Below are 26,872 nucleotides of genomic sequence, written 5' to 3' on the forward strand. Positions count from 1 at the left end.
CGAGACTGGGGGCGTGTCATCCCCGTATCCGGAGCCGCGCCTCGCCGACGTCGTCGAGTTGCCGCTGGCCCGTGTGGCCGGTCAACGCGACCCGGCGGGCGAGGACGACGAGTGCGAGCCGGAGACCATCATCCTGCTCTGGTGACGGCCCGGATATGGCATGGTGAAATCCATGGCTGATGCCGTCGGAACCGAGAACGCGCCCGCGCAACGAACATTCTTCGGGCACCCCGTCGGTCTGGCCAACCTCTTCGGCGTCGAGTTGTGGGAGCGCTTCTCCTACTACGGGATGCTCACGATTCTTGGGTATTACCTGTACTACTCACTCACCGAGGGCGGTCTCGGCCTGCCCAAGGCCACCGCGACCGGCGTCGTCGGGGCGTACGGCGGCCTGGTGTATCTGTCCACCGTCCTGGGCGGCTGGGTCGCCGACCGGTTGCTCGGCATGGAACGCACGGTGCTCTACGGCGGCGTCGTGGTCATGTTCGGCCACATCGCACTGGCGGTACTGCCCGGACTGACGGGTGTCGGCGTCGGTCTGATACTGATCGCGCTGGGTTCCGGCGCGCTCAAAGCCAACGCCTCGTCGCTGCTCGGCACGCTCTATGACGATGGCGACCCCCGTCGCGACGGCGGATTCACACTGTTCTATCTCGGTATCAACCTGGGTTCGTTTGTCGGCCCGCTGATCACCGGCCTCCTGCAGACCAAAGTGGGTTTCCACTACGGGTTCGGCGCCGCGGCCGTCGGCATGGCGCTGGGCCTGACCCAGTACGTGGTGTTCCGGCGCAATCTCGGTAGCCACGGCCGGACACCACCGAACCCGCTGTCCCGCAGTCATTTCGTGCGCACCGCGAGCATTGCCGCAGCCGTCCTGGTGGTGGTTGTCCTCGCCTTCGTCTTCGGTCTGATCACTCTTGCCACCCTCTCCCAGGTGACCACCGGAATTCTGGTCGTCGCCTCGATCGCCTACTTCGCGGTGATGCTGCGCAGCCCGCGTGTCGAACCACTCGAGCGCATGCGGGTGCGGGCTTTCATCCCGCTGTTCATCGCCAACGCGGTGTTCTGGTCGCTGTTCCAGCAGATCTTCACCGTGCTCGCGGTGTACTCCGACGAGCGGATGAACTGGTCGATCTTCGGGTGGCGGGCACCGTCGAACTGGATCGGCTCGATCGAACCGGTGTGGATCATCCTGCTGTCACCGGTGTTCGCGGCGATGTGGACCAAGCTGGGCCGGCGCGCCCCCACCACCCCACGCAAGTTCGCCTACGGCGTCATCGGCATGGGCGTGGCGTTCCTGATGTTCCTGCCGATGGCCGGAACAACCGGACGCAGCGTGCCCGCCCTGTTCGTGGCGGCGATCATGGCCGTCTTCGCGATCTCCGAGCTGATGCTGTCGCCGATCGGCCTGTCAGTGACGACACAGTTGGCGCCCAACGCATTTCGGGCGCAGATGATGGCGCTGTATTTCTTCTCGGTCGGCCTGGGTACGTCGATGTCGGGGGTGCTATCGGGGTACTACCACCCGGACCGCGAGTTCGCCTACTTCGGCATCCTCGGCGCCGTCGCGGTCGTAGTCGGCGTCATCGTATGGGCGTTCGCACCCCGGGTGAGCCGTCTGATGGAGGGCGTCCACTAAGGCTGCGCGTCGAGCAGCCGCACCATCTCGTCCCGCATTTCGACCTTGCGCACCTTGCCGGTGACGGTCATCGGGAACTCGTCGACCAGCCGCACATAGCGCGGGATCTTGTAGTGGGCCAGTTGTCCGGCCGAGAACGCCCGCACGCCGTCGGCGTCCAGGGGCGTGCTGCCGGGACGCATCTTGATCCAGGCGCAGATCTCCTCGCCGAAACGCGGGTCGGGCACACCGATCACCTGGACGTCGTCGATGTCGGGATGGGTGTGCAGGAATTCCTCGATCTCCCTGGGATAGACGTTCTCGCCACCACGGATGACCATGTCCTTGATCCGGCCGACGATCGTGCAGTAGCCGTCGTCGCGCATCACCGCCAGATCACCGGTGTGCATCCAGCCCTCGTCGTCGATCGCTTCGCGGGTCTTGCCCTCGTCGTTCCAGTAGCCCAGCATGACCGAGTAACCGCGGGTGCAGAATTCGCCGGTCGCACCGCGCTCGACGACCGCACCGGTGTCCGGGTCCACGATCTTGATCTCGACGTGTGGATGCGCGCGTCCCACGGTGGCCGTGCGCCGTTCCAGGTTGTCGTCGTGCAGGGTCTGGCAGGACACCGGCGAGGTTTCGGTCATCCCGTAGGCGATGGACACCTCCGACATGTTGAGCTCGTCGACGCAACGTTTCATGATCTCGACCGGGCAGGGGGCGCCCGCCATGATGCCGGTGCGCAGGGACGAGACGTCGCGGTGCGCCAGGTCCGGATGCCCGAGTACCGCGATGAACATCGTCGGCACCCCGTACAAGGCTGTGCAGCGTTCCTGTTCCACGGCGGCGAGAGTCGCAGCCGGATCGAAGCCGGCTGACGGAATCACCATCGTGGCACCATGTGTGGTGCAGCCGAGGTTGCCCATGACCATGCCGAAGCAGTGGTAGAGCGGCACCGGGATGCACAGTCGGTCGCCGGGTCCGAAGTTGATGAGATCGGTGACGAAGTAGCCGTTGTTGAGGATGTTGCGGTGCGAGAGCACTGCGCCCTTCGGGGAACCCGTTGTCCCGGAGGTGTATTGGATGTTGATCGGGTCCGAAGGCGTCAGCGTCTGCATCCGGGCGCGCAACTGGTCGGCCGACACCGCTTCCCCGCGCTGCTTCAGCGACTCCCAGTCCGAGGAGTCCAGGAACACCACCTCGGTCAGATCGGGCACCTCGTGGCGTACCTCGGCGACCATACCGCGATAGTGGGATGACTTGAACTCGGTGACGGACAACAGCATTCGGACGCCGGCGTGCCGCAACACATAGGCCAGTTCGTGAGTTCGGTACGCGGGGTTGATGGTCACCAAGATCGCGCCGGCCTTGGCGGTGGCGTACTGCACCACAGTCCACTCCGCGCAGTTGGGTGCCCAGATACCGACCCGGTCGCCCTTGCCGATACCCGAGGCGATCAACGCCTGCGCCACCAGGTCGATCTCCCGATTCAGTTCGGCGTAGGTCCACGACCGGCCGGTCGCGACCTCGACCAGCGCGTCGACACCCGCGTGTGCGGCGGCCGTGCGCTCGAAGTTGGCACCGATCGTCTCGTCGAGCAGGTCGGTGCCGTCGGGTCCTGCCGCATACGACCGCGGCGCACCGAACTGTTCGCGCAGAGCGCCTTTCAGCACCTTGCCGCTGGCGTTGCGGGGCAACGCATCGACGACAGCGATACGCCGCGGACGCTTGTAGGGTGCCAGGTGTTCGCGGCAGTGCGCCTCGATCTCGGTGTCGCTCGGCGGGTCGCCGGGGTCGCGGGCCACGATCACGGCCAGCGGGGTTTCGCCCCACTTCGGATCCGGCACGCCGATGACCGCCACCTCGGCGACCTTCGGGTACGCCGCCAGGGCGTTCTCCACCTCGGCGCTGTAGATGTTCTCTCCGCCCGAAATGATCATGTCTTTCTTCCGGTCGACCACGTAGATGTAGCCGTCCTCATCCTGCCTGACCAGGTCGCCGGAGTGGAACCATCCGCCGTGGAAGGCCGCCGCGGTCTGGCCGGGGTTGTTCCAGTACTCCTTCATCACCAGCGGACCCTGGTAGACGATCTCACCGACCTCCCCGGTGCTGACGTCGTTCATGTCGTCGTCGACGATGCGGGCCTCGACGTTGAGCATCGGCGTTCCGACCGAACCGATCTTGCGGATCGCATCGTCACCGCGCAGCAGGCAGGTGATGGGGCCGCACTCGGTTTGTCCGAACGCCGCGACGATCTCCGCATCGGGGAACGCTTCGGTCATGCTCTGCAGCAATGTGGTGCTCGCCGGGGCGGCGCCCCACCAGATTCGCCGCAGGTGCGACAGGTCCCACTGCCCCAGGCGGTCCATCGCGCAGACGGCCTGCCATTGGGATGGGGTCATCCAACAGGAGGTGACGCGCTCGCTGACGATGGTGCACACCGTCGCCTCGGGGTCGAATCCGCCGGAGGGCGGAATGATGACCGTGCCCCCGGTGAAGAACGCGGGCAGCATGCCCGATACACCCGCGGTGTGGAACAGCGGCGCCACCCCCAGCCAGCATTCGTCGGCGAGGTGGCCGAGCGTGGCGATCGAACTGAAGGCGTGGAGGTAGAGGTTGCGGTGTGTCAGCACAGCACCTTTCGGGAACCCGGTGGTGCCCGAGGTGTACATGATGAAGGCGGGCTCCTCGTCGCCGACGGCGATGTCGACGGGCTCGCCGGGGGCGCGGTCGATGGCGGACTGGAAGTCGTCACCGATGGTGAGCACCGAATGCACCGATGCCGCCTGCGCCTGCTCGACGACGGGGGCCAGCGCGGCGTCGACCACGACGGCCACCGCACCGCTGTCGACCAGCTGGTAGGCGATCTCGTCGGCCACCAGACGGAAGTTCAGGGGCACCACGACCGCGCCCAGTCGCAGTATGGCGAACCAGGTCTCGACGACCTCGAGACTGTTCAGCCCCAGCACGGCGACCCGGTCACCGCGGCCGATTCCGCGCTGGGCCAGCGCGTTGGCCAATCGGGTCACCCGCGTGTCGATCTCGCCGAAGGTGCCGCGGCGGCGCGGATCCACGAATCCGATGTTGTCCGGGCGCACCCGGGCGTGCCTGGCCAGGACGTCGCTGAGCGTGAGTCCGGTCGACGGGGACGTCATAGGCCGACCCGGTCGGCCAGAAGTGCCCGGTGCCGACTGCTGCTGCCGAACAGCGCCTCGCAGGTCTTGGCCCGACGCAGATAACGGTGCAGATCGTGCTCCCAGGTGAACGCGATGCCGCCGTGTACCTGGGTGGCGGTGTTGGCGCACAGGGTGAAGGTGTCCGCCGCCTGGGCCTTCACCAGTGGCGCGGCGACAGCCAGTTCGGCGGGGTCGTCCGCGCTCATCGCCGCGAACATCACCGCCACCCGGGTCGCGTCGATTTCTATCGCCATCTCGGCGCACATGTGCTTGACCGCTTGGAACGTGCCGATCGGTCGATCGAATTGAGTTCTGCTGCAGGCATACTCGATGCTGCGGGCCAGGCAGGCTTCGGCGCCGCCGAGCATCTCTGCGGCCAGCAGTACCCGCGCGGTGTCCAGTACCCGGTCCAGTTCGTCCGGGGCCGCGCCGAGACGTTCGGCGGCGGCCTGTCGCAGCGTCACCCGCGCAACCGGTCGGGAGGCGTCGAAGGAGGGCAGCTGCGTGATGTCGACGCCGGGAGTGGCGGTGTCGACCACATACAGCCCCGCGTCGTCACCGGTGTGGGCGGCGACGACGAGCAGATCGGCGCCGTGCCCCTGCACTACCGGGCCGCACCCGCCGTCCAGCACGGTGCGGCCGTCGTCTTGGGTGGCCCAGACCGTCGCCGCCGCTGCGTCACCGGCGCCCGGGCCGGTCGCCGCGAACGCTGCCCTGCGGGCACCGCTGAGCAGGCCGGGCAGCAGGCGATGACGCTGTTCGTCGTCGCCCAGGCGCAGCACCGCATGGACCGCGAAAACGTGCGACGCCAGGGGCAGGGGGCTCAGTGCGCGGCCGAACTCCTCGAACACGATGGCCGATTCCACCAGTGTCGCGCCAACGCCGCCGTACTCCGCGGGCACGGCCAACCCAGGTAACTCCAAGTCGGTGCACACTGGGTGCCAGCCACGCTCGTCACGGCCGTGCACATCGAGGAAGTCACGGGTCGAATCCCGCAGCGCCTCGTGCTCGCTGCTGTATTGGAAGTCCATGTCAGCGGGGCTCCTTCGGCAGTCCGAGCAACTGTTCACCGATCACGGTGCGCTGGATCTGTGAGCTGCCCGCGTAGATGGTGGCGGCGCGCGCGTAGAGAAACTGGTCGAGCCAGCAGGCAACCGAGTTCGCCGTGCCCGGCGACGGGATCATCAGTGCGGCAGCGTTTCCCGGACCTTCCGCGCAGAGCGCATCGGTGCCCAGGATGTCGACCGCCAGATCGGTGTAGCGGCGGAAGTACTCGCTCCAGATCACCTTGTTGATGGCGGCTTCGGCGCCCGGGCGTTTACCGTTCGAGAGTGTGGTCAGGCCGCGGTACCCCTGGTAGCGCAGAATCTGCACGCGCGAGTAGCACCAGGCCAGCTCGTCGCGGACCAGCGGATCGGTGTGCCGGCCACGCTCGGCCGCCAGCCTCCGTAGCCAGTCGAGTCCACGCCCGAATTCGATTGCTGCCGTGGTTATCTGGGACCCGCGTTCGAAACCGAGAACCGTCATCGCGGTCGCCCAGCCGCCGCCGACCCCGCCGAGCACGTCGCCGGCCGCGGCATGGGCGTCGGTGAAGAACACCTCGGAGAACGACGCGTGTCCGGCCGCGTTGACAATGGGCCGCACCACGACGCCGGGTTGGTCGACCGGAACCAGCAACATCGACAGACCCTTGTGCTTCGGCGCGGTGGGATCCGTCCGTGTGAGCACGAAAATCCAGTTCGCGGTCGGTCCTGCCGACGTCCAGATCTTCTGCCCGTTGATCGTCCAGTGTCGTTCTCCCGTCGCTTCGCTCGCCCCGTCATCGCCCCCCTCCAACACCGCCCTGGTCCGCACCGACGCGAGATCCGAACCCGCCTCCGGTTCGGAGAAACCCTGACACCAGCGGTCCTCGCCGGACAGGATGCGCGGCAGGAACCGCTTCTTCTGTTCCTCGGTGCCCAGCGCGATCAACGTATTGCCCAGCAGATCGATACCGAACATGTCGTTCTCGTCGCGCTCAGGGGCGCCCGCGCGGGCGAATTCCTCGGACAGCACGGCTTGTTCCATCACTGAGAGTCCGCCGCCGCCATACTCCTTGGGCCAGGAGACCGCCACCAGCCCGCGGTCGGCGAGGACCTTGCGCCACTGGTGCCGCAGTTGCTCACGCTCCTCGGGCGGTAGAGCGCCGGGACCGGCCCAGTCGGCAGGCAGGTGCTCGGCCAGGAAGGCCCGGATCTCCTCGCGGAACGATTGCGCTTCGTCGGGATAGTCGATGTCCACCTGTGCTCCGCTTTCAGGGCCGGTTCTTCGCGGCGGGCAGGATTTCCGGGGCCAGCCGCCAATCTTCGAGGCCGTATTCGACCGTGCCGATGCCCAGCGGATCGCCGGTGAGCTCGGCCCAGTGCGAATGATTGAGCTGGTGCAGCGAGAAGCAGGCGTCCAGCGCGGTGGAGAAGCCCATGGCATCCACGGTTTGGTTGACCGACTCCTTGATCAGAAGCGCGGCCATGGTGGGCACTTTCGCGATGCGGGTGGCGAACTCGATGGTTCGCGCCGACAGTTCGGCGGCCGGGAAGACCTTGCTGACCATGCCGAGGGCGTGGGCGTCGTCGGCGTCGAGTGAGTCACCGGTGAGCAGCAGTTCCTTGGCCTTGCGCGGCCCGAACTCCCAGGGATGGCCGAAGTACTCCACGCCACACATCCCGAGCCGGGTCCCGACGACGTCGGCGAAGATCGTGTCCTGCGCGGCGACGATCAGATCGCAGCACCAGGCGAGCATCAGCCCGGCGGACAACACCATTCCGTGGACTTCGGCGATCGTGATCTTCCGCAGGTTCCGCCAGCGTTTGGTGTTTTGGTAGAAGTAATGCCATTCCTGCCGGTGCCGGGCATCCGCCCCGGTCAGCGTGCCGCCATTGCACAGGTAGGTGGGGTGTTGCCCGGAACCGGGTGAGCGTTCCCGGACGTCATCGGCGGAACCGAGGTCGTGGCCCGCGGAGAAGCAGGACCCGGCTCCGCGAAGGATCACCACGCGCACGGAGTCGTCCTCTTCGGCCAGCTCGAACGCCGTGCCGAGTTCGACGAGCATGCCGCGGTTCTGCGCGTTGCGCTGTTTCGGGCGATCGAGCGTGATCACCGCGATCCGGCCGTCCTGGATCAGTTCATAGCCGATGTAGTCGAAATGCTGCACGAATGCTCCCTTCCGTTGCCGCGGACGGCCGCCGCTGATGCAGCACGCTACGCGGCATATCCCAAAAATGTCCATAGCCGATACGCTCACATCGAAACTTGCGACTAGGTAAACAAGCAAGAAAAATGGATCTTGCGCCGAGTCAAGTATCTTGCTAGTACTGTGTTGTAAGTCGCAGCAGACGGATCGCACGCGCGTGCTCGACCACTAACCGAGAGGGTTCAAGATGGAGATCGGACTTTTCCTGATGCCGGCGCATCCACCGGAGCGCAGCCTGTACGACGCGACCCAGTGGGACCTCGACCTGATCACGCTGGCCGATGAGCTCGGCTACGTGGAGGCGTGGGTCGGCGAGCACTTCACCGTGCCGTGGGAACCGATCTGCGCACCGGACCTGCTGTTGGCTCAGGCGCTGCTGCGCACCAAGAACATCAAGCTCGCTCCCGGCGCCCATCTGCTGCCGTACCACCATCCCGTCGAACTGGCCCATCGGGTGGCCTACTTCGACCATCTCGCTCAGGGCCGCTTCATGCTGGGCGTCGGCGCCAGCGGCATCCCCGGCGACTGGGCATTGTTCGACGTCGACGGTAAGAACGGCGAGCACCGGGAGATGACCCGTGAGGCGCTCGAGATCATGCTGAAGGTCTGGACCGAGGACCAGCCGTGGGAGTTCCGCGGGAAGTACTGGAACGCCAACGGAATAGCGCCGATGTTCGAAGGGCTGATGAGGCGGCATATCAAGCCCTTTCAGGCTCCTCACCCGCCGATCGGGGTAACCGGATTCAGTGCGGGCTCCGAGACGCTGAAGATGGCCGGCGAGCGCGGCTACCTTCCGATGAGCCTGGACCTCAACACCGAATATGTTGCCTCGCACTGGGACGCGGTGCTCGAGGGTGCCGCCCGGTCCGGCCGCACGCCGGATCGCAAGGACTGGCGCCTGGTCCGTGAGGTGGTCGTCGCCGAAACCGACGAACAGGCGTTCCGCTACGCGGTCGACGGCATGATGGGCCGCAACATGCGTGAGTACGTTCTACCGACGTTCCGGATGTTCGGGATGACCAAGTTCTACAAGCACAACCCCTCGGTGCCCGACGAGGATGTGACACCGGAGTACCTGGCGGAGAACACCTTTGTGGTCGGTTCAGTCGAGACCGTGGTGGACAAGCTGGAGGCCACCTACGACCAGGTCGGTGGGTTCGGTCACCTGCTGATCCTCGGCTTCGACTACCTCGACAATCCGGGGCCGTGGAAGGAGTCCATGCGGCTGCTGGCCGAGGAGGTCATGCCGCGCCTCAATGCCCGGATCGCCAAGAAGCCCGTGCCGGCGATCGTCTGAGGAGAAGGCCGAAAGACATGCAGATGCCCGAGATCACCGTGCGATATTCGGACGGAACGTGCAAGACGATGGCGGTGCAACAGGACCAGTCGATCCTGGAGGCGGCCGAGGAGCACGGCATCGCGATCGTCAACGAATGCCAAAGCGGGATCTGCGGGACCTGCGTGGCCACCTGTGTCGCAGGCGATTACGAGATGGGGCGCACCGAAGGGCTTTCCGAAGTCGAACGCGACGCCCGCAAGGTCTTGACCTGTCAGACGTTCGCGAAATCCGACTGCGTGATCAGCGTGCAGTATCCCGCCGATGACAACGCCGCGCGGCTGGTCACCGGTACCGGTGTGGTGACGGCCGTGGAGCACGTGTCGCCGACGACGGCGCTGCTGCGCGTCGACGTCTCCGGACTCGGACCGCTGGTTTATCTGCCCGGGCAGTTCGCCCAGCTGCAGGTGCCCGGGAGCACGGTGTGGCGCAACTACTCCTATGCGCATCCCGCCGACGGACGCACCGAGGTGGAGTTCATCGTCCGGCTGCTACCTCAGGGCGTGATGTCGGATTATCTGCGCGACAAGGCCAAGCCCGGTGATCGAATTGCCATGCGGTGCAGCAAGGGCGGCTTCTACCTGCGACCGACTGCGCGCACGGTGGTCCTGGTGGCCGGTGGCACCGGACTGTCGGCGATCCTCGCGATGGCGCAGAGTCTGAAGGACGATCACCGCGGGACCGTCCATCTGCTGTACGGCGTCAGCGACGTCGACGATCTCTGCAAGCTCGACGAGCTCGAGGCACTGAAGCGTCGGTTGCCCGGGCTGGCGGTCCACACCGTCGTCTCGCGTCCCAGTACCCGGTGGGATGGACCGGTGGGCCGGGTCACCGATCTGCTCGAGGCGAGAATGTTCGACGGCGGTAACGCCGACGTCTATCTGTGCGGTCCGGCCGGGATGATCACCGACACCCGTAAATGGCTTGACGACAACGGTATCCACGGCACCGGGCTGTACTACGAGAAGTTCGTGGCCAGCGGTGCCGCACGCCGGCGATCAGCACCCCGGCTGGATTACGCCACGGTCGATCTGGCCGATGTGCGACGCCGCGGGCGGGGTACCGCGGTGGTGGTCGGCGGGAGCATCGCGGGAATCGCGGCGGCCAAAGTGCTCAGTGAGACCTTCGACAAGGTCATCGTTCTGGAAAAAGATGCTCCGCACACCCGCCGCGACGGCAGGCCCGGTGCGGCGCAGGGCTGGCACCTGCACCATCTGCTCACCGCGGGCCGCATCGAACTGGAGCGGTTCTTCCCCGGAATCATCGACGACATGGTCCGCGAGGGCGCGTTCGACGTCGACATGGCCGCCCAGTACCGCATCCGGCTCGGCGGAACCTGGAAGAAACCGGGCACCGGGCCGATCCAGATCGTCTGTGCCGCGCGACCTCTGCTGGAGTGGTGTGTTCGGCGCCGCCTCGATGACGAACCGCGGATCAGCTTCCGCTATGAATCCGAAGTGGCCGACCTGGTCTACGACCGTGCCGATGACACCGTGATCGGCGTCGCAGTCGCCGGTGACGGTGACGAACTCGGAGTCATTCCAGCCGAATTCGTGGTCGACGCATCGGGGAAGAACACCCGCTTTCCGGAGTTCCTGGACCGCATCGGCATCGGGGCGCCGGAGGTCGAGCAGGACATCATCAACTGCTTCTACTCCACCATGTTCCACCACGTGCCGCCGGAGCGGCAGTGGGACGACAAGGTGATGGTCATCTGTTACGCGTACCGTCCCTACGAGGACACCTACGCCGCGCAGTACTACACCGACAGCTCACGCACCATCCTGTCCACCTCGCTGGTGGCCTACAACTGCTACTCGCCGCCCCGTACGGCACAGGAGTTCCGGGAGTTCGCCAACCGGATGCCCTCGGCGGTGATCGGGGAGAACATCGACGGCCTCGAGCCGGCCTCGCCGATCTACAACTTCCGCTACCCCAACATGCTGCGGCTGCACTACGAGAAGAAGCGCAACCTGCCCCGGGCACTGGTGGTCGTCGGTGACGCCTACACCAGTGCCGACCCGGTATCCGGGCTCGGGATGACCCTGGCGCTCAAGGAAGTCCGGGAGATGCAGCTGCTGCTGGCGAAGTACGGGCCCACCGACCCGGATCTGCCGCGGCGCTACTTTCGCGCGATCGCCAAGTTGGCCGACACCGCCTGGTTCGTGATCCGGGAACAGAACCTGCGGTTCGACTGGCTCAAGGACGCCGACAAGAAGCGACCGTTCTACTTCGGCGCCCTGACCTGGTACATGGACCGGGTGATGGAGTTGGTGCACGACGACCCGGAGACCTACAACGAGTTCCTGGCCGTCGTGCATCTGGTCAAACCCGCTGCGGCACTGATGACACCGAAGGTGGCCGGCCGCGTGGTCGGCAAATGGGCCAGGACCAGACTCTCCGGGCAGAAGACCCTCATCGCGCGCAACTACGAGAACCGCACCATTCCGTCCGTCGAAGACCTGATCCGAACCGAGGAAGTATCAATCGGTTTGGCTGCCACCCGGTCCCATTAGAGAAGAGGTCGTGATGTCGCAGACCCATCGGATGCTCAACTGCCGTGGCACCCGGATCCACGCCGTGGAGGAGGGCGAAGGGCCGTTGGTGGTGTTGGTCCACGGCTTCCCCGAGTCCTGGTACTCGTGGCGCCACCAGATCCCGGTGCTCGCCGAGGCGGGGTACCGGGTGGTGGCCATCGACCAGCGGGGCTACGGCCAGTCCTCGAAATATCGTGTGCAGACCGCGTATCGGATCAAGGAACTGGTCGGTGACATTCTCGGCGTGATCGACGCCTACGGTGAGAACCAGGCTGTGGTCATCGGCCATGACTGGGGTGCGCCGGTCGCCTGGACGTTCGCCTGGCTGCACCCCGAGCGGTGTCGCGGTGTGGTCGGGATCAGCGTGCCGTTCGCCGGGCGAGGAGTGATCGGGTTGCCCGGCAGCCCGTTCGGCGAGCACCGGCCCAACGACTACCACCTGGAACTGGCCGGCCCGGGAAAGGTCTGGTACCAGGACTACTTCGCCGAGCAGGACGGCATCATCGCCGAGGTCGAAGAGGATCTGCGAACGTGGCTGCTCGGTCTGACCTATACGGTGTCCGGCGATGCGATGGCCGCCGCCACGCAGGCCGCCGAGGCGGCCGGGGTGGACCTCGCCGCGATGGATCCGATCGACGTGATCCGGTCCGGCCCGCTGTGCATGCCGCACGGTGCGCGGCTCAAAGACGCATTCGTCTACCCCGACACCATGCCGGAGTGGTTCACCGACGCTGATCTCGACTTCTACACCGGCGAATTCGAGCGATCCGGACTCGGCGGCCCGCTGAGCTTCTATCACAACATCGACAACGACTGGCACGACCTCGCCGAGTACGAGGGCACCCCGCTGACCCCGCCCGCACTCTTCATCGGCGGCCAGTACGACGTCGGCACCACCTGGGGTGCCGAGGCGGCTGAACGTGCGCACGAGGTGATGCCGAACTACTGCGGCACCCACATGGTGGACGGCGTCGGGCATTGGATCCAACAGGAGCAGCCCAAGGAGACCAACCGCCTGCTGCTCGATTTCCTTGGCGGACTGAGCTAGTGGTGTCACGACGATGAAGACCGCATACGGACGGGTGCGGCGCGCCATCGCCGCCGTGGCCACCGGTCGTCCCGCCATCGTGATCGACGACTCGGAAGACCAGGGCTATCTGGTGTTCGCCGCGGATGCCGCCACGGCACAACTGCTCACGTTCACGGTCCGGCACACCTCCGGTTACATCCGGATCGCCCTGCCCGCTGCGGACTGTGAGCGACTCAACCTGCCGCCGGTGTGCCATCGAGACGATGAGTCAGTGGGTATCGCCGCTCAGCGGGTGACAGTGGACTTCCGCGAAACCGGCACCGGAATCTCGGCGATCGATCGGGCCCGCACCATCGCCGCCCTCGCCGACGCCGACGCCACTGTCTCGGACTTCCGCAGGCCCGGACATGTGGTGCCGGTGCAGGCCGGGCGGCACGGCGTGCTCGGCCGGTCCGCGGGTGCAGCCGAGGCGGCAGTCGACCTGGCCCGGCTCGGTATGCGACGGCCGGCGGGCGGGTTGTGTGAGATTGTGTCGCAACGAAACCCGGCGGGCATGGCGGACCGTCCCGAGCTGGTGTCGTTCGCGGCCCGGCATGGCCTGCCCGTGATCTCGGTGGCGGAGCTGGCGACGTACCGGCGTCGCACCGAGCCGCAGGTCGTGCGTTCGGCGGAGACCACGCTGCCGACCGGGTCGGGCGCTTTCACGGTGGTCGGCTACCGCGACCCCCGAGAAGGATCCGAGCACCTTGCGGTGATCGCCGGCAATCCCGGCGCGGACGCGCCGATGCCGGTCCACATCCACCTCGAATGCCTAGGCCCAGGGTCCATCCCCTGGTCGCTTCGCTCCTGCCCGCCGGATGACGTGTTCGGTTCGCTGGCTTGCGGTTGCGGTGCGGAACTCGCCGATGCGGTCGCCGCGATGCGGTCCCGTGGCACGGGCATGATCATCTATCTGCGCCCGCCGGCCGCCCGCGCCTGCGGTCTGCTGTCCGGCACGACTACACCGGATCTGCTGTCCGAGACCGTCGCATGGATTCTGCGCGACCTCGGGGTGTACACCGTCCGGTTGTCCGACGACGCACCGGAGCTGGGACTGCTCATGTTCGGTGCCGTCCGGGAACACGGTCTGCACGTCGAACCGTCCGCGACGGTGTGGCCGGTGGCAGGCTGACACATGCTCGCACCCAACGGTTTCGCAGAGGAGAAGCGATGACGCATCCCGATCTGGCCGGCAAGTCCGCGATCGTGACCGGGGCGGGTGCCGGCATCGGCTTGGCCATCGCCCGACGGCTGGCCGCCGAAGGGTGCCGTGTCCTGTGTGCGGACATCAACGCCGACACCGCGAAGTCCGCGGCCGCCGAGATCGGCGGCGATGCCATCGGTCACCAGGTCGACGTGAGCGACGAGCCGCAGGTGGCCGGGATGGTCGAGGCGTGCGTCGCAGCGTTCGGCGGTGTCGACAAGCTGGTCGCGAACGCCGGTGTCGTGCATTTCGCCCCGCTGCTGGACACCGATGTCGCCGACTTCGACCGGGTGATCGGAGTCAACCTGCGCGGCGCCTGGCTGTGCACCAAGCACGCCGCACCCCGAATGGTCGAGCGCGGGGGTGGTGCCATCGTCAACATGTCCTCACTCGGCGGCCAGGTCGCGGCCGCGGGCACCGCGGCCTACGGGATGTCCAAGGCGGGGATAATCCATCTCAGCAGGATCACCGCAGCCGAACTCCGCACGGCCAACGTGCGATCCAATGCGTTGTTGCCGGCGTTCGTCGACACCCCCATGCAGCAGACCGCGATGACGATGTTCGACGAGGCGCTCGGCGAAGGCGGGGCCGACACGATGATCGGCCGCCTGCAGGGCCGGATGGCCGGACCTGACGAGATGGCGGGAATCGTCGCCTTCCTGCTCTCCGACGACGCATCGATGATCAACGGGACGGCACAGGTCGCTGACGGCGGAACCCTCGCGGCACTGTGGTGATCGGGCTTCTCGCCGGACTACTCGGAAGCGTCGGCCTGGCTGGTCAGGATTGCCAACGCGATCGCCGTCATCTCCTGCGCGACGTCGGTCCTGCGGGTGAGATGCCAGGTCCGCGAGACATCGTCGATGAAGCTGACCGCGGCCGCGACCAGTAGCCGGGCCTGCGCGACGGTGGTCTGCGGGACCAGCGTGCGAATGAGGTCGATCCAGAGCCCGTCGCGGTCAGCCTGGTTCCTGACGACACTGTCGCGAACCTCCTCGGAGGCCGAGGACAGTTCGGTGATCGACACCGACACCAGGTCGGGGTCGTCCAGGCTGATCCGTACCCGACCGGCCACGAGCTGGTCAAGCCGTTGCGCTGCAGGACTATTGGTGCGAAGCACCCGGATGCACTCCAGGGCGGACCATTCGTCCAGCCGGCGCACCAGGGTGTCGAGGATGGCTTGCTTGGAGGAGAAGGAACGGTACAGGCCGGGCCCGGCGATTCCGACGGTCTTACCGATGTCGGCGGTGCTCACCGCGGGATATCCACGGGCACGGAACAACTGCGCACCTGCGGCCAGCAGCGTCTCGTACCGCGAGAACGCGGCCAACTCCCGGCTCGCCGGTCCCTCGATCGGTGTGAGCGCACCGACCGGTGCGGCACGCGCAGCTGCCATGCACGCCCGGTACAACAGCACCCTCAGCTCAGTGCCGGGCAGGCTGAGGCTATGTCGCCCAAGGCTTGTCAGGGTGCTGGATACCGCCCACGCGCGCAGTTCGGCATGCGGAGGGCTCAGGTCGGGCACCTCCAGGCGCACACCGGCCTGCATGCCCGCCACGATGGCGTTGATCCGTTGCCGAACTTCGGCGCGGTCGTCGTCGGTGAGATACCGGGCCTCGCGTTGCCACAGCACGGTCAGCGCTCGGGTCTCGACGGCCGCCGCGATCAGGTCGGGCAACTCGTCATGGAGCGGGCGGGCGGTCGCCTCGGGCGTACGCCCCTCGGGATTGCGAAAACTCTGGTATTCGTCCTGCGCGTTGAGGATCACCGCGGTGAGCAACGCCTGTTTGTTGTCGTAATGGCGGTACAGAGCGCGAGCCGTCACGCCGGCGGCCTCCGCGATCTCCTCCAGTTTCACCGAGTGGAACCCGCGGTCGATGAACAGTCGGGCGGCCTGATCGAGGATCTGCTTCTTGCGGTCCTTCGGCCTGCGCCTGACGGCCGGGACGGTTGGCTGCATCGCTGGAGTGTTCCTTCCTTCCGGCCGGATTGGAACATCCTCCCAGATCGACTCGGCGCCGGTTGTGGAACGTAACAAACAAGTACATTGATCCGAGAAATAGCCCTATTGCGTGGCTGATTCGACCACATAAGTGCGGCAACAAATGTTATCAGCTATAGACATAAATTATCTTCCCGCGTACGCTCGCGGAGGTGATCGGTCGTCTCGACACCGCGGTGAAGACATCTGGCGGGACTTCGCTGGGCCGTCTGCCTGCGGTGGTGGGCGGCACCGCCCGGACGCGAAGTGCCGTGCAGGAGCCCGACTCCGGCGGTCTCGTCGCCGGCGTGCAGGATGCCGTCAGTCAACTGGTTCTGGCGTCGTCGATGAACGAACTACTCGGGTTGGCGGCCGAGGCGGCCGCGCGAATCGGCTTCACCCGCGTCCTGTTCTCCAGGATCGACCACGGAATCTGGGTGACGCACAACGCCTACACCGCTGATGATGCCGATTTCGCCGAGCAGCTCCTGGCATTCGGAACCGCACACTCTCAGCGATTGGCCGGTCAACTGCTGGAATCCGAGATGCTGCTCAGCGGCGCCCCAATCCTGGTGTGCGATGCGCAATCCCATCCCCGGGTGTTCCGCAAGATCGTGAAGTTCACCCGGACCACCGATTACGTGGCCGCGCCGGTCCACGCGTGGGGCGCTCCGGTGGCCATGCTCCATGCCGACCGCTACCCGGCCCGCAGTGTCCAGGAGATCGACCGCGACCTGCTCGGCCTGTACGCCGGCGGTCTGGGTCTCGCCATCGAGCGAGCGCAACTCGCCGACAGGTTGAAAGTGATCAACCAGGCATCGGCATCCTTGGGGGATCGGGCCGGCGACGATGGTCCGGTCGGCCCATCGGCCCAGCAGCCCCCACCACGGTTGGCCGCGGTGTCGCCGTTGCCGCGCGCCGAGCGTGCCACCGAACGGCTGTCGCCGCGCGAGTGGGATGTGTTGCGCAGCATCGCCCTGGGCAAGACGAACGCGCAGATAGCCACCACCCTGTTCCTGACGGAGAACACGGTGAAGGTGCATGTCAAGCGCATTCTGCGGAAATTGGGCGCCGCCAACAGAACCGAGGCCGCCGCGCTGTATCACCGGCTGGCCCGGCGCGGGCCGTGCGACTAGGGCGTCACGTTGTCGCCATCGGAGTCCACGGTGCCGTCGAGTTGACGAACGCCTCGAGCGAATCAGCAACGGCTGCGGGCGCTTCCAACTGCGGGGTGTGCCCGACGCCGGGGAGGATCAGCAGCCGGCTCCCGGGCAGCGCGTCGTGCGCGGCCCGCGCGTGCGCGACGGGAATGATCGGGTCCTGCTCGCCCCACAGCAGGGAAACCGGCAGCCCGTGGGTGACGTCCAACCGTGACCGAGCACTGACAGCCTGTCCGCGGTAGTCGACCACCGAGCGCAGGGTACGCAGAAATGCCTGGCGGGTGGGACGGTCCGACAGCGAGGCATAGGCTTCCCATGTCTCGGTCGTCGCCATCTGTGGTGGTCGAACCGAGTCCAATCGCCTTAGTATCCGATTGCCAACAGCGACAACCGATTTCGGTGCGATCAATGGTGCGATGAGTTCGGCGGCCGGCGACGCGAGCAGCCGCAGGCTCAGGCCCACTTCGGCCCCGAGTCCACCACTGGCGATCAGCGCCAACCGTTCACAGTACTCGGGATGCTGGTGCACGAACTGCATGCCGATGCCCCCGCCGAGGGAGTGCCCCACTATCGTCGCCCGAGGAATCTCCAACTCGTCGAGGAAGTTTCGCAACCACACCGCGAAAGCGCCCAGCGAGTAGTCGGTCCGGGGCTTCGCGGACTCGCCGTGACCGAGCAGGTCCGGTGCCACCACCCGGAAATGTTCGGACAGCCGGGGTGTGACCGCGCGCCACGTGCGTGAACTGCTGCCGATCCCGTGCAGCATCACCAGGGTGGGGCCATCCCCGCTGTCCCGATACGCGACGAGTTCGCCGTGCAGCCGCACGTACTTGAGCTCAGTCATGGCACCTCCTAAGTTACCCACTAGTAACCTACGGTACCGTAACCAAGGCTCCGCCGTCGAGTCAGCCGCGGCCACGGTGGGGCCTTCCTGGTTGAACGGCCCTGTCCGGCGCAGTTCAGCGGTTAGGGTTTCGCCAGTAGCAGCGCGGCGTGGCGACCGGGAGATCGCCGGCCGACCTACCACCGGAAGGCACGCGCATGAGCATCGAACCGCCCGACGGGCTGCCTTCGGTAGACGATTTCCGCAGCCGGGTCGGGCACGTCGACCGGGAGTTCGCCGACGCCCGGCGGTACCTGTCCGCATTGTGCGATGACGACAATCACTCACTGGGCGAACTGATGACCGAGATTCACCGCAGTGGGCGGGCAATGCAGGTGCTGGCGGCCATGGCGGTGCTCGCTCTGGACTTTGCAAACCTCGCCGCCGACCGTCTTGGCGGCGATGTGCAGCGGTGGCTGGACCAGTCTGAGATGACACCGGACCAGGCCGATGCCGAGCGGAGCCAGAATGAACTCGGCGGTGAGGCATAACCTCGCGGTCGAGTCAGGTCCGCAGGACCGTGGGCCCCATCGCCTCATACCGGCGGGCGTCGGCGGCGGGCAGCTCCGTGCCGGTCACGATCGCGTCGAAATCGGCCACCTCGGCGAACCGGCAGAAGCTGCTGACACCGAACTTCGTGTGCGCGGCCACCAGAACCCGGCGCCGGGCGACCTTGACTGCCATGTGCTTCACCGCGGCGACGGCCGGGTCGGGCGTGGTGAGGCCATGCTCGGGCGAAATGCCGTTCGTGCCAAGGTAAGCGACGTCGATCACCAGGCTGCCGAGCATGTCGGTGGCCCAATGGTCCACCGTCGCCAGCGTGCGGCCGCGCATCCGGCCGCCGAGCAGCAGGACCGTCACCGACTCACTGTGTGCCAGCGCCTCCGCGGCCAGCAGTGACGAGGTCACCACCGTCAGCTCCTGATCGGCCAGCCGTTCGGCAATCAGCCGGGGAGTGAAACCTTCGTCCAGGTACACCGTTTCGGCTCCGTGCAACAGCTCGGTGGCCGCCCCGGCGATCCGGTGCTTCTCGGCGAGGTCCACCTGGCTGCGGTATTCGACGGTCGATTCGAATGCCGCGGTCTCCAGCGGTATGGCGCCGCCATGCACGCGCTTGAGGATCCGGCGACCGGCGAGCACCTTCAGGTCGCGGCGAATGGTCTCGGCCGCGACGTCGAGTTCTTCGGCCAGTGCCGCCACCTCGACTCGCCCCCTGGTGCGGGCGAACTCGACTATGCGGGCTTGGCGGGTGTCCGAATCCACCTGGGTATTCTCACCCGCCTGCGCCACCGAGGACTGCCCGGACCTCGGCGGCAGTCGTGGCCTCCCTGAGCCGGGCCACCTCGTCGTTGTTGAGGAACACCCCGGCGATCTTGGTCAACAGCGCCATATGGTCCTTGCCGGCACCGGCGATGCCGACGACGAACTCGGCAGGCTTGCCGTTCCAGTCGATCGGTTGGGCGTAGCGCACGAACGAGATCCCGGTGCGCCGGATGGCGTCCTTGGCCTCGTTGGTGCCGTGCGGGATCGCCAGGCCGTTGCCCATGTAGGTCGACACCGAGCCCTCCCGCTCGTGCATCGCGTGCACATAGGACGGTTCAACCGCGCCGCAGGCCACCAGCAACCGGCCTGCCTCGCTGATCGCGCCGTCCCGCGTGGTGGCGGTGCCGGCCAGCACGATCGACTCGACGGCCAGCACGTCGTCGCCCGGCGCCTCGGCGGCGGATTCCGCCACGGCCGGAGCGCCGGCGCCTGCGCCGTTGGCCGACCCGAGCAAGTCCACGATCTCGTCGTACTGCGGGGCGTTCATGAAGTTGTCGACCGAGACATGGGTGGCCGACGGTGTCTTCTGGCGGGCTCGATCGGTGAGGTCCTGATGGGTCACCACCAGCCCGTAGTCGTCCGTGAGATTCGAGATGGCCTGATTGGTCACCTTCACGTCGGTGAACCCGGCGCCCTGAATCTTCTTGCGCAGCACCGAGGCTCCCATCGCGGACGATCCCATGCCGGCATCGCACGCGAACACGATGCTGGTGATCGGGCGCCCGTCGGCGGAGCCGACAAGTGCGGCCCCGTCGGCGGAGCCGGCAAGTGCGGCCCCGTCGGACCCCACCAGCGCCGAGGACACACTGGACTTCTTGCCTTTGAGGGTCTCCATGCCCGCGGTCGCGGCGGCCAGGTCTCCGTCGTCGTCGGAACGGTCGGTCTTCAGCAGCAGCGCGGCGACGGCGAATGACACTGCGGCGGCGCCCAATACCGAGAGGGTGACGCCGAGGAAGCTGCCCGAGGCGGTCTGGGCGTAGACGGCGATGATCGAACCGGGCGCCGCCGGTGCGCGCAGGCCGGATCCGAAGAGAACATTGATGAAGATGCCGGTCATGCCGCCCAGGATGGTGGCCGCGATCAGCTTCGGCTTCATCAGGACGTACGGGAAGTAGATCTCGTGGATGCCGCCGAAGAACTGGATGATCGCCGCGCCCGGTGCTGACGCTTTGGCGGCACCTCGACCGAATGCCATGAACGCCAGCAGGATTCCCAGCCCCGGTCCGGGGTTGGCCTCCAGGAGGAACAACACGGACTTGCCGGTTTGTAGCGCCTGGGTGGTACCCAACGGCGTGAGCACCCCGTGGTTGATCGCGTTGTTGAGGAACAGCACCTTGGCCGGCTCGATGAAGATCGACGTCAGCGGCAACAGGTCGTGGGCGACCAGGAAATCGACCACCCGGCCCGCGCCGTGGCTGAAGCCCGACACGATCGGACCGATACCGAAGAACCCGAAGGTGGCCAGGATCAGCCCGACGATGCCGGCCGAGAAGTTGTCGATGAGCATCTCGAAGCCGGGGCGGACCTTGCCGTCCCAGATGGCGTCGACCTTCTTCATCACCCAACCGCCGAGCGGTCCCATCAGCATCGCGCCGAGGAACATCGGGATGTCCGTGCCGGCGATCACGCCCATGGTCGCGATCGCGCCGACCACGCCGCCGCGGATTCCGTACACCATCCGGCCGCCGGTGGCTCCGATCAGGATCGGCAGCAGGTAGGTGATCATCGGCGCGACGATGCCGCCGTCAGCGAAGTCACCCCAGCCGCCGATCTTGGCCACCCAACCGCCCGGGTCACGCAGTCCCGGGAAGATCCCGGTCAGCCATCCGGCCTTGATGAACAGCGCGGTGATCAGGCCCCAGGCGATGAAGGCGCCGATATTGGGCATGACCATGTTCGACAGCGACGTGCCCAGCTTCTGAACATGGACCCGTGCCCCGGTCCGGGGTTTTGTCTCGGTGGTGGACAACTCGGTGCCTCCGATTCTTGGGGTGATGCCGATCACATCTAGTGACCAGTAAAACCCACATGTGGGCATCAATGCAAGCATCCGGTCATAAACGGGCAGAAATGGCTGTGGTTTTGTGCCCGGAATGCCGCTAGAGTGTGGGTCAGCTCACGCGAGAGGAAGGACGATCGCCCATGAAAGCCCTGCGCTTCTACGCACCGGAGGATGTCCGGCTGGAGGACGTCCCCGAGCCCACCTGCGGGCCTGATGAGGTCAAGATCCGGGTCCGCAACTGCTCCACGTGCGGCACCGACGTCAAGATCTTCCACAACGGCCACCAGAACCTGACCCCGCCGCGGACGATCGGCCACGAGATCGCCGGCGAGGTCGTCGAGGTCGGGGCCAAGGTCAACCAGACCTACGGCAGCGGCTGGCAGATCGGTGACCGGGTGCAGGTCATCGCCGCGGTGCCGTGCGGGCATTGCCACGAATGTCGCAAGGGCTGGATGGCGGTGTGCCAGAACCAGACGTCGGTCGGCTACCAGTACGACGGCGGCTTCGCCGAATACATGATCGTGCCCAAGCAGGTCCTCGCCGTCGACGGACTGAACCGGATTCCCGACAATGTCGGCTTCGACGAGGCGTCCGCCGCCGAGCCCTTCGCCTGCGCCATCAACGCCCAAGAACTGTTGAGCATCGAGGAGGGCGACACCGTCGTCGTCTTCGGTGCGGGCCCGATCGGCTGCATGCACATCCGGATCGCCCGCGGCGTGCACAAGTGCGGACCGGTGTATCTCGTCGACGTCAACGACAGCCGCCTGGCGATGTCGGCTGACGCCGTCCATCCCGATGAGGTCATCAACGCCGCCGACGTCGACGTCGTCGCCAAGGTCATGGAGCTGACCGGCGGCCGGGGTGCCGACGTGATCATCACCGCGACAGCCGCCAACATCACGCAGGAGCAGGCGATCGCGATGGCGGCGCGCAACGGGCGCATCTCCTTCTTCGGTGGCCTACCCAAGACCAATCCGACCATCACCTGCGACTCCAACGTCGTGCATTACCGCCAGCTGCACATCCATGGCGCGAACGGCTCGGCGCCCGAGCACAACAAGCGTGCGCTGGAATACATCTCCACCGGGCAGGTCCCCGTCAAGGACCTGATCACCCGCCATCTTTCGCTCGACAACGTGCTCGACGCGTTCGACATCGTCAAAAGCGGCGAGGCCATCAAGGTCACCGTCGAGCCGTAGCCCACTAGCCGTCGAGTGAGTACTGAGGTGTCATAGATCGGCTGAATCGCCGACCTCAGTACTCACTCAATCTGGAGCGCCCCCACGCAGATACACCGTGGTGGTGTGGGTGAAGAACTCGCGGGCAGCAGTGCCCTGCTCTTTGGGGCCGAGCCCGCTCTTCTTCGCCCCGCCGAACGGCACATGCGGATCCGCCCCCGCGGATTCCGAGTTGATGTGCAGCACACCGACGTCGATGTGCTCGACAGCGTGCAGAGCGCGGGTCAGGTCCTGGGTGAAAACGGCTGCAGACAAACCGAATTCGCTGTCATTGGCCAATGCGAATGCCTCGTCGGCATCCGTGGCGCGCCGCGCCGCCAGCACCGGGCCGAACAACTCCTCGGACCAGATGTCGGCCTGCGCCGTCAACTCCACCAGCGTGGGTGCGACGAAAAAGCCCTCCGCCAGCAGGCCTTTGAAGTAGGGCTCGCCGCCGGCCAGCACGTCGACGCCTTGGTTCATCGCGGTGCCCAGGCCCCCATAGATATTCCGCTGCGCAGCACCGGTGATCACCGGACCCATCTGCGTCGCGTCATCGGTCGGGTCGCCGACCACCAGCGCCTCGACCCGGGTCGCGAGCTCGTCGAGGAAGCGGTCGGCAATTGCCTCGGTGATGATCAATCGTGATGTGGCCGTGCATTTTTGGCCGGTGGAGCGGAATGCGCCCAGCATCACCTGGTCCAGGGCGAGCGCGATGTCCGCGTCGTCGAGGACCACGGCCGCGTTCTTTCCGCCCATCTCGGCCTGGACCGGCACGCCCCGGGCCGCGGCTGAGGCGGCGATGCGGCGGCCCACCGCGGTCGAGCCGGTGAAGCTGATCGCGGCGAGGTCCGGGTGTTCGACCAGCGCCGCACCGATCGCGGACTCGCCGATCACCAGATTGAGCACACCCGGCGGAAGGCCCGCCGATGTCAGCGCCTCCGCGAGCCGGATCGCCAGCAGCGGGACGGTGGTCGCCGGCTTCCAGACCACGGTGTTGCCATAGACCAACGCCGGAGCGATCTTCCAGGCGGGAATTGCGATGGGGAAGTTGAACGGCGTGATGACGGCGACGACGCCGACCGGCTTGCGGGTCACCAGGATCTGCTCACCCGCTCGCGGTGAGGCGAAGATCTCGCCGGACTGACGGTCGCCTTCGTTGCCGTAGTAGCGCAGGATCTGGGCAGCCCGGCGAACCTCACCGATGCCCTCGGCCTTGGTCTTGCCCTCCTCGGTCGCCAGCTCGAGACCCCATGCCTCGGCGTTGCGCTCGACGACGGCGGCCGCCGCCGCCAGGATGGCTCCGCGCTGATGGATGGGCGTGCGGGCCCAGCCCGTCAGCGCCTCACCTGCCGCGCCGACGGCACTGTCGACATCGGCTGCCGTTGCGCAATGTCCCTCGGCGACAACCGCACTCGGCCGCGTCGGGTTGACACTGCTGATCGCGTCGCCGTGGCCGGCGTGCCATTCTCCGGCGATCAGATGCCGCAGTTCGGTCGCGTCGGTCACCTCAGCGGAACGCAGCCTGGCCGGTCAGTGCACGTCCGATCGACAGCAGATGCATCTCGGAGGTGCCCTCATAGGTGAGCACGGACTCGAGGTTGTTCGCATGCCGCAGCGGCGAATACTCGAGCGTGATACCGCTGCCGCCCAACAGGGTTCGGCATTCTCGCGCAATGGCCAGCGCCTCGCGGACGTTGTTGAGCTTGCCGAGGCTGATCTGCTCGGGGCGGGCGCCCTCGGCATCTTTCATCCGGCCGAGGTGGACGGCCAACAGCATGCCCTTGCCCAACTCGAGGGTCATGTTGGCCAATTTCTCCTGCGACAGCTGGAAACTCGCCAGCGGCCGGTCGAAGACCTCACGCTCGCGTGCATAGGCGATCGCGGTCTCCAGGCTGTCCCGGGCCGCTCCCAGCGCGCCGAACACGATCCCGAACCGGGCCTCGTTGAGGCACGACAGCGGCGCACCCAGGCCGGTGGCCTCCGGCAGCTGCGCCGATGCCGGCAGCCGGACGTTGTCCAGCACCAGCTCCGAGGTGACCGAGGCCCGCAATGACAGCTTCTTGTGGATGACGTTGGCGGTGAACCCGGGTGTGTCGGTCGGTACCAGGAAGCCGCGAATACCGTCGTCGGTCTGTGCCCACACCGTGGCCACATCGGCGAGATTGCCGTTGGTGATCCACATCTTGGTGCCGTCGAGTACCCAATCCGCGTCTTTTCCTGCCCCGGAGCGCCTCGCCTTGGTGCGCATCCCGGCCGGGTTGGAACCGAAGTCCGGCTCGGTCAGGCCGAAGCACCCGATCGCCTCGCCGGTCGCCAGCCGGGGCAGCCACTCGTTCTTCTGTTCCTCGGAGCCGTACCGGTAGATCGAGAACATCGACAGCGAGCCCTGGACCGACACGAAGCTGCGGAACCCGCTGTCACCGGCCTCGAGCTCCATGCACGCCAAGCCGTAGCTGACCGCATTGGTCCCCGCGCAGCCGTAGCCCTGCAGGTGCATGCCCAACAAGCCCATGTCGCCGAACTCTTTGCCGAGTTCTTTTGGCAGCGTGCCGGATTCGAACCAGTCCTCGACATTCGGCCGAAGCCTGGTGTCGACGAACTTGCGGACGGTGGCCGCGATGTCGCGCTCGTCGGAGTCGAGCAACCGGTCGGTCGCGAACAGCTCCAGCGGGGTGTAGGTGTCTTTCTTGGCCGGAGCCGTGGTGGTGCTCATGGATTATCCGATCCGGATCAGTTTCTTGTTGACGAACTCGTCGATGCCGAACCGCCCCAGCTCCCGTCCGAAACCGGAGCGCTTCACTCCGCCGAACGGCAGCTCGACCCCGTCGGCGCCGACCACGTTCACAAACACCATTCCGGCGTCGATCTTGTCGGCTACCCGCTTGGCCTGCTCTTCATCCGTGGTGAACACGTAGGAGCCGAGCCCGAACGGGATGTCGTTGGCCAGCTCCACGGCCTCGTCCTCGGAATTGACCTTGAACACCATCGCCACCGGGCCGAACAATTCCTCGCGATAGGTCGCCGAATCGGGGGACACACCGGTCAGCACCCCGGGCGGGAAGTAGGCGCCGTCGCGCTTGCCTTCCGAGACCAGGTTGGCGCCGTCGGCCACCGCGCGATCGATCTGCTCGGCCAGCCGCTGGGCCGCACCCACCGACGACAATGGAGCCAGCCCGTCGGCCGCTTCCACCACCTTCTTGGTGAACTTGTCCAGGAACTCGTCGTAGAGGTCTGCGGAAACGATGAACCGCTTGGCCGCGTTGCAGGCCTGACCGGTGTTCTCGAAGCGCCCCGCCATCGCGGCCTCGACGGTCGTGTCCAGGTCATCGCTGGACAGCAGGATGAACGGGTCCGACCCACCGAGCTCCAAGACCACCTTCTTCAGGTTGCGTCCGGCGATCTCGGCGACCGCGGCACCGGCGCGCTCGGAACCGGTCAGCGACACCCCCTGCACGCGCGGGTCGGCAATGGCCTCGGCGATCTGCTCATTGGTCGCATACACGTTGACGTAGGCGCCTGCGGGGTAGCCGGCGTCGTCGAAGATCTGCTGGAGGGCCTCGGCGGACTCCGGGCATTGCGGCGCGTGCTTGAGCACGATCGTGTTGCCCAGCGTCAGGTTCGGTCCCGCGAACCGTGCGACCTGGTAGTACGGGTAGTTCCACGGCATGATGCCCAGCAGCACACCCACCGGGCCGCGCTTGATCACCGCGCTGCCCTCGCCGTCGAGCAGCTCGATCGGCTCGTCGGCGAGGAACTTCTCGGCGTTGTCGGCGTAGTACTCGTAGATCGCCGCGCTGAAGTCGACCTCGCCGAGGGCCTGGTCCAGCGGCTTGCCCATCTCGCGGTTGATGATCTCGGCCAGCTTCTCGCGACGCTCGGTGTGCAGTGCGGCCACCCGGCGGATCAGAGCCGCCCGGTCGGCCACTGTGGACGTCTTCGACCAGGTCCGGAACGCCGCGGCGGCCGAAGCCAGCGCCTGTTCGATCTGTTCGTCGGTCGCTGTCGGGTACTCGCGCACGACTTCGCCGGATTTCGGGTCGACCACCGCGTACAGACTCATGCTTCGTCCTCAGGGTTTAGTGGTGTAAAACTATCGAAGTTATATACCGCTAAACTCCCATGCCACAAGGGCCG

At 66.5% G+C, this 26,872-nt stretch carries 21 protein-coding genes and 1 pseudogene; 10 read left to right on the plus strand and 12 right to left on the minus strand.

The features are described from left to right. Positions 1 to 13: 13 nt before the first annotated feature. Positions 14 to 145 carry a hypothetical protein gene (locus tag AB4879_RS07275; RefSeq protein WP_286145603.1) on the plus strand — a complete coding sequence of 44 codons (132 nt, stop codon included), beginning with the start codon at positions 14 to 16 and terminating at the stop codon, positions 143 to 145. Positions 146 to 172: 27 nt separating this feature from the next. After that, complete coding sequence (locus AB4879_RS07280) at positions 173 to 1,639, plus strand: peptide MFS transporter (RefSeq protein WP_370507048.1); 1,467 nt, start codon at positions 173 to 175, stop codon at positions 1,637 to 1,639. On the opposite strand, the gene AB4879_RS07285 is transcribed toward AB4879_RS07280, so the two are convergent. The 5 genes and pseudogenes from AB4879_RS07285 to AB4879_RS07305 all read right to left on the minus strand — a co-directional run bounded on the left by AB4879_RS07285 (position 1,636) and on the right by AB4879_RS07305 (position 7,984). Continuing rightward, positions 1,636 to 3,276, minus strand: a complete 1,641-nt coding sequence (locus AB4879_RS07285) for an AMP-binding protein (RefSeq protein ID WP_370507124.1) — start codon at positions 3,274 to 3,276, stop codon at positions 1,636 to 1,638. The two genes, AB4879_RS07280 and AB4879_RS07285, sit on opposite strands and share 4 nt — an antisense overlap. Next, a pseudogene (locus tag AB4879_RS07290) lies at positions 3,271 to 4,773 on the minus strand (long-chain-fatty-acid--CoA ligase); the annotation flags it as partial. The gene AB4879_RS07285 and the pseudogene AB4879_RS07290, both read right to left, overlap by 6 nt. Then, the gene (locus AB4879_RS07295) at positions 4,770 to 5,825 is read right to left on the minus strand and encodes an acyl-CoA dehydrogenase family protein (RefSeq protein ID WP_370507049.1); all 1,056 of its coding nucleotides are present in this window, start codon (positions 5,823 to 5,825) and stop codon (positions 4,770 to 4,772) included. The gene AB4879_RS07295 and the pseudogene AB4879_RS07290, both read right to left, overlap by 4 nt. Before the next feature lies 1 nt (position 5,826). Next, positions 5,827 to 7,074 (minus strand): acyl-CoA dehydrogenase family protein, encoded by a 1,248-nt coding sequence (locus tag AB4879_RS07300; protein ID WP_370507050.1) that lies wholly within the window; start codon positions 7,072 to 7,074, stop codon positions 5,827 to 5,829. A 13-nt stretch (positions 7,075 to 7,087) separates the two neighbouring features. Continuing rightward, entirely contained in the window at positions 7,088 to 7,984 is an 897-nt protein-coding gene (locus AB4879_RS07305) for an enoyl-CoA hydratase (RefSeq protein ID WP_370507051.1), read from the minus strand. A 226-nt stretch (positions 7,985 to 8,210) separates the two neighbouring features. Here AB4879_RS07305 and AB4879_RS07310 point away from each other — a divergent pair, with 226 nt between their 5' ends. Genes AB4879_RS07310 through AB4879_RS07330 form a run of 5 tightly spaced genes read left to right on the plus strand, consistent with a single transcriptional unit; the run spans position 8,211 to position 14,906 of the window. Continuing rightward, positions 8,211 to 9,320: an LLM class flavin-dependent oxidoreductase gene (locus AB4879_RS07310; RefSeq protein WP_370507052.1), complete on the plus strand. Its 1,110-nt coding sequence runs from the start codon at positions 8,211 to 8,213 to the stop codon at positions 9,318 to 9,320. Between the two features lie 17 nt (positions 9,321 to 9,337). Then, the gene (locus AB4879_RS07315) at positions 9,338 to 11,875 is read left to right on the plus strand and encodes an FAD-binding oxidoreductase (protein ID WP_370507053.1); all 2,538 of its coding nucleotides are present in this window, start codon (positions 9,338 to 9,340) and stop codon (positions 11,873 to 11,875) included. 13 nt (positions 11,876 to 11,888) lie between these two features. Next, positions 11,889 to 12,944: an alpha/beta fold hydrolase gene (locus AB4879_RS07320; RefSeq protein WP_370507054.1), complete on the plus strand. Its 1,056-nt coding sequence runs from the start codon at positions 11,889 to 11,891 to the stop codon at positions 12,942 to 12,944. Positions 12,945 to 12,957: 13 nt separating this feature from the next. Beyond that, positions 12,958 to 14,097 (plus strand): 3,4-dihydroxy-2-butanone-4-phosphate synthase, encoded by a 1,140-nt coding sequence (locus tag AB4879_RS07325; RefSeq protein WP_370507055.1) that lies wholly within the window; start codon positions 12,958 to 12,960, stop codon positions 14,095 to 14,097. 38 nt (positions 14,098 to 14,135) lie between these two features. Beyond that, positions 14,136 to 14,906 (plus strand): SDR family oxidoreductase, encoded by a 771-nt coding sequence (locus tag AB4879_RS07330; protein WP_370507056.1) that lies wholly within the window; start codon positions 14,136 to 14,138, stop codon positions 14,904 to 14,906. A gap of 17 nt (positions 14,907 to 14,923) precedes the next feature. Here the strand turns inward: AB4879_RS07330 and AB4879_RS07335 are convergent, their stop codons facing one another. Then, positions 14,924 to 16,129: a TetR/AcrR family transcriptional regulator gene (locus tag AB4879_RS07335; protein ID WP_370507057.1), complete on the minus strand. Its 1,206-nt coding sequence runs from the start codon at positions 16,127 to 16,129 to the stop codon at positions 14,924 to 14,926. Between the two features lie 194 nt (positions 16,130 to 16,323). Here AB4879_RS07335 and AB4879_RS07340 point away from each other — a divergent pair, with 194 nt between their 5' ends. Beyond that, positions 16,324 to 17,286, plus strand: coding sequence for a LuxR C-terminal-related transcriptional regulator (locus AB4879_RS07340; RefSeq protein ID WP_370507058.1), 963 nt, complete (start codon positions 16,324 to 16,326; stop codon positions 17,284 to 17,286). 4 nt (positions 17,287 to 17,290) lie between these two features. Here the strand turns inward: AB4879_RS07340 and AB4879_RS07345 are convergent, their stop codons facing one another. Then, positions 17,291 to 18,154, minus strand: a complete 864-nt coding sequence (locus AB4879_RS07345) for an alpha/beta fold hydrolase (protein WP_370507059.1) — start codon at positions 18,152 to 18,154, stop codon at positions 17,291 to 17,293. Positions 18,155 to 18,351: 197 nt separating this feature from the next. On the opposite strand from AB4879_RS07345, the gene AB4879_RS07350 reads away from it, so the two are divergent. Continuing rightward, on the plus strand, positions 18,352 to 18,684 hold the full coding sequence (locus tag AB4879_RS07350) for a hypothetical protein (protein ID WP_102805015.1): 333 nt from the start codon (positions 18,352 to 18,354) through the stop codon (positions 18,682 to 18,684). 13 nt (positions 18,685 to 18,697) lie between these two features. Here AB4879_RS07350 and AB4879_RS07355 read toward each other — a convergent pair whose 3' ends face one another. Together AB4879_RS07355 and AB4879_RS07360 are read right to left on the minus strand one after the other, a co-directional pair. Next, positions 18,698 to 19,456, minus strand: coding sequence for a DeoR/GlpR family DNA-binding transcription regulator (locus AB4879_RS07355; RefSeq protein WP_370507060.1), 759 nt, complete (start codon positions 19,454 to 19,456; stop codon positions 18,698 to 18,700). A gap of 10 nt (positions 19,457 to 19,466) precedes the next feature. Further along, a complete protein-coding gene (locus AB4879_RS07360) occupies positions 19,467 to 21,410 on the minus strand; it encodes a PTS mannitol transporter subunit IICBA (RefSeq protein ID WP_370507125.1) in 1,944 nt (647 codons plus the stop codon). A 248-nt stretch (positions 21,411 to 21,658) separates the two neighbouring features. On the opposite strand from AB4879_RS07360, the gene AB4879_RS07365 reads away from it, so the two are divergent. Then, on the plus strand, positions 21,659 to 22,717 hold the full coding sequence (locus AB4879_RS07365; RefSeq protein WP_370507061.1) for a zinc-dependent dehydrogenase: 1,059 nt from the start codon (positions 21,659 to 21,661) through the stop codon (positions 22,715 to 22,717). 66 nt (positions 22,718 to 22,783) lie between these two features. Here AB4879_RS07365 and AB4879_RS07370 read toward each other — a convergent pair whose 3' ends face one another. From AB4879_RS07370 to AB4879_RS07380, 3 genes are read right to left on the minus strand one after another with little or no spacing between them, the layout of a single operon-like run. Beyond that, positions 22,784 to 24,244, minus strand: a complete 1,461-nt coding sequence (locus AB4879_RS07370; RefSeq protein WP_370507062.1) for an aldehyde dehydrogenase family protein — start codon at positions 24,242 to 24,244, stop codon at positions 22,784 to 22,786. A gap of 1 nt (position 24,245) precedes the next feature. Continuing rightward, on the minus strand, positions 24,246 to 25,451 hold the full coding sequence (locus tag AB4879_RS07375; RefSeq protein ID WP_370507063.1) for an acyl-CoA dehydrogenase family protein: 1,206 nt from the start codon (positions 25,449 to 25,451) through the stop codon (positions 24,246 to 24,248). A gap of 3 nt (positions 25,452 to 25,454) precedes the next feature. Continuing rightward, entirely contained in the window at positions 25,455 to 26,798 is a 1,344-nt protein-coding gene (locus tag AB4879_RS07380; RefSeq protein ID WP_370507064.1) for an NAD-dependent succinate-semialdehyde dehydrogenase, read from the minus strand. Positions 26,799 to 26,872 lie beyond the last annotated feature (74 nt).

Origin of the sequence: Mycobacterium sp. SA01 (assembly GCF_041287105.1) — a bacterium.
Taxonomy (GTDB): Bacteria; Actinomycetota; Actinomycetes; order Mycobacteriales; family Mycobacteriaceae; genus Mycobacterium.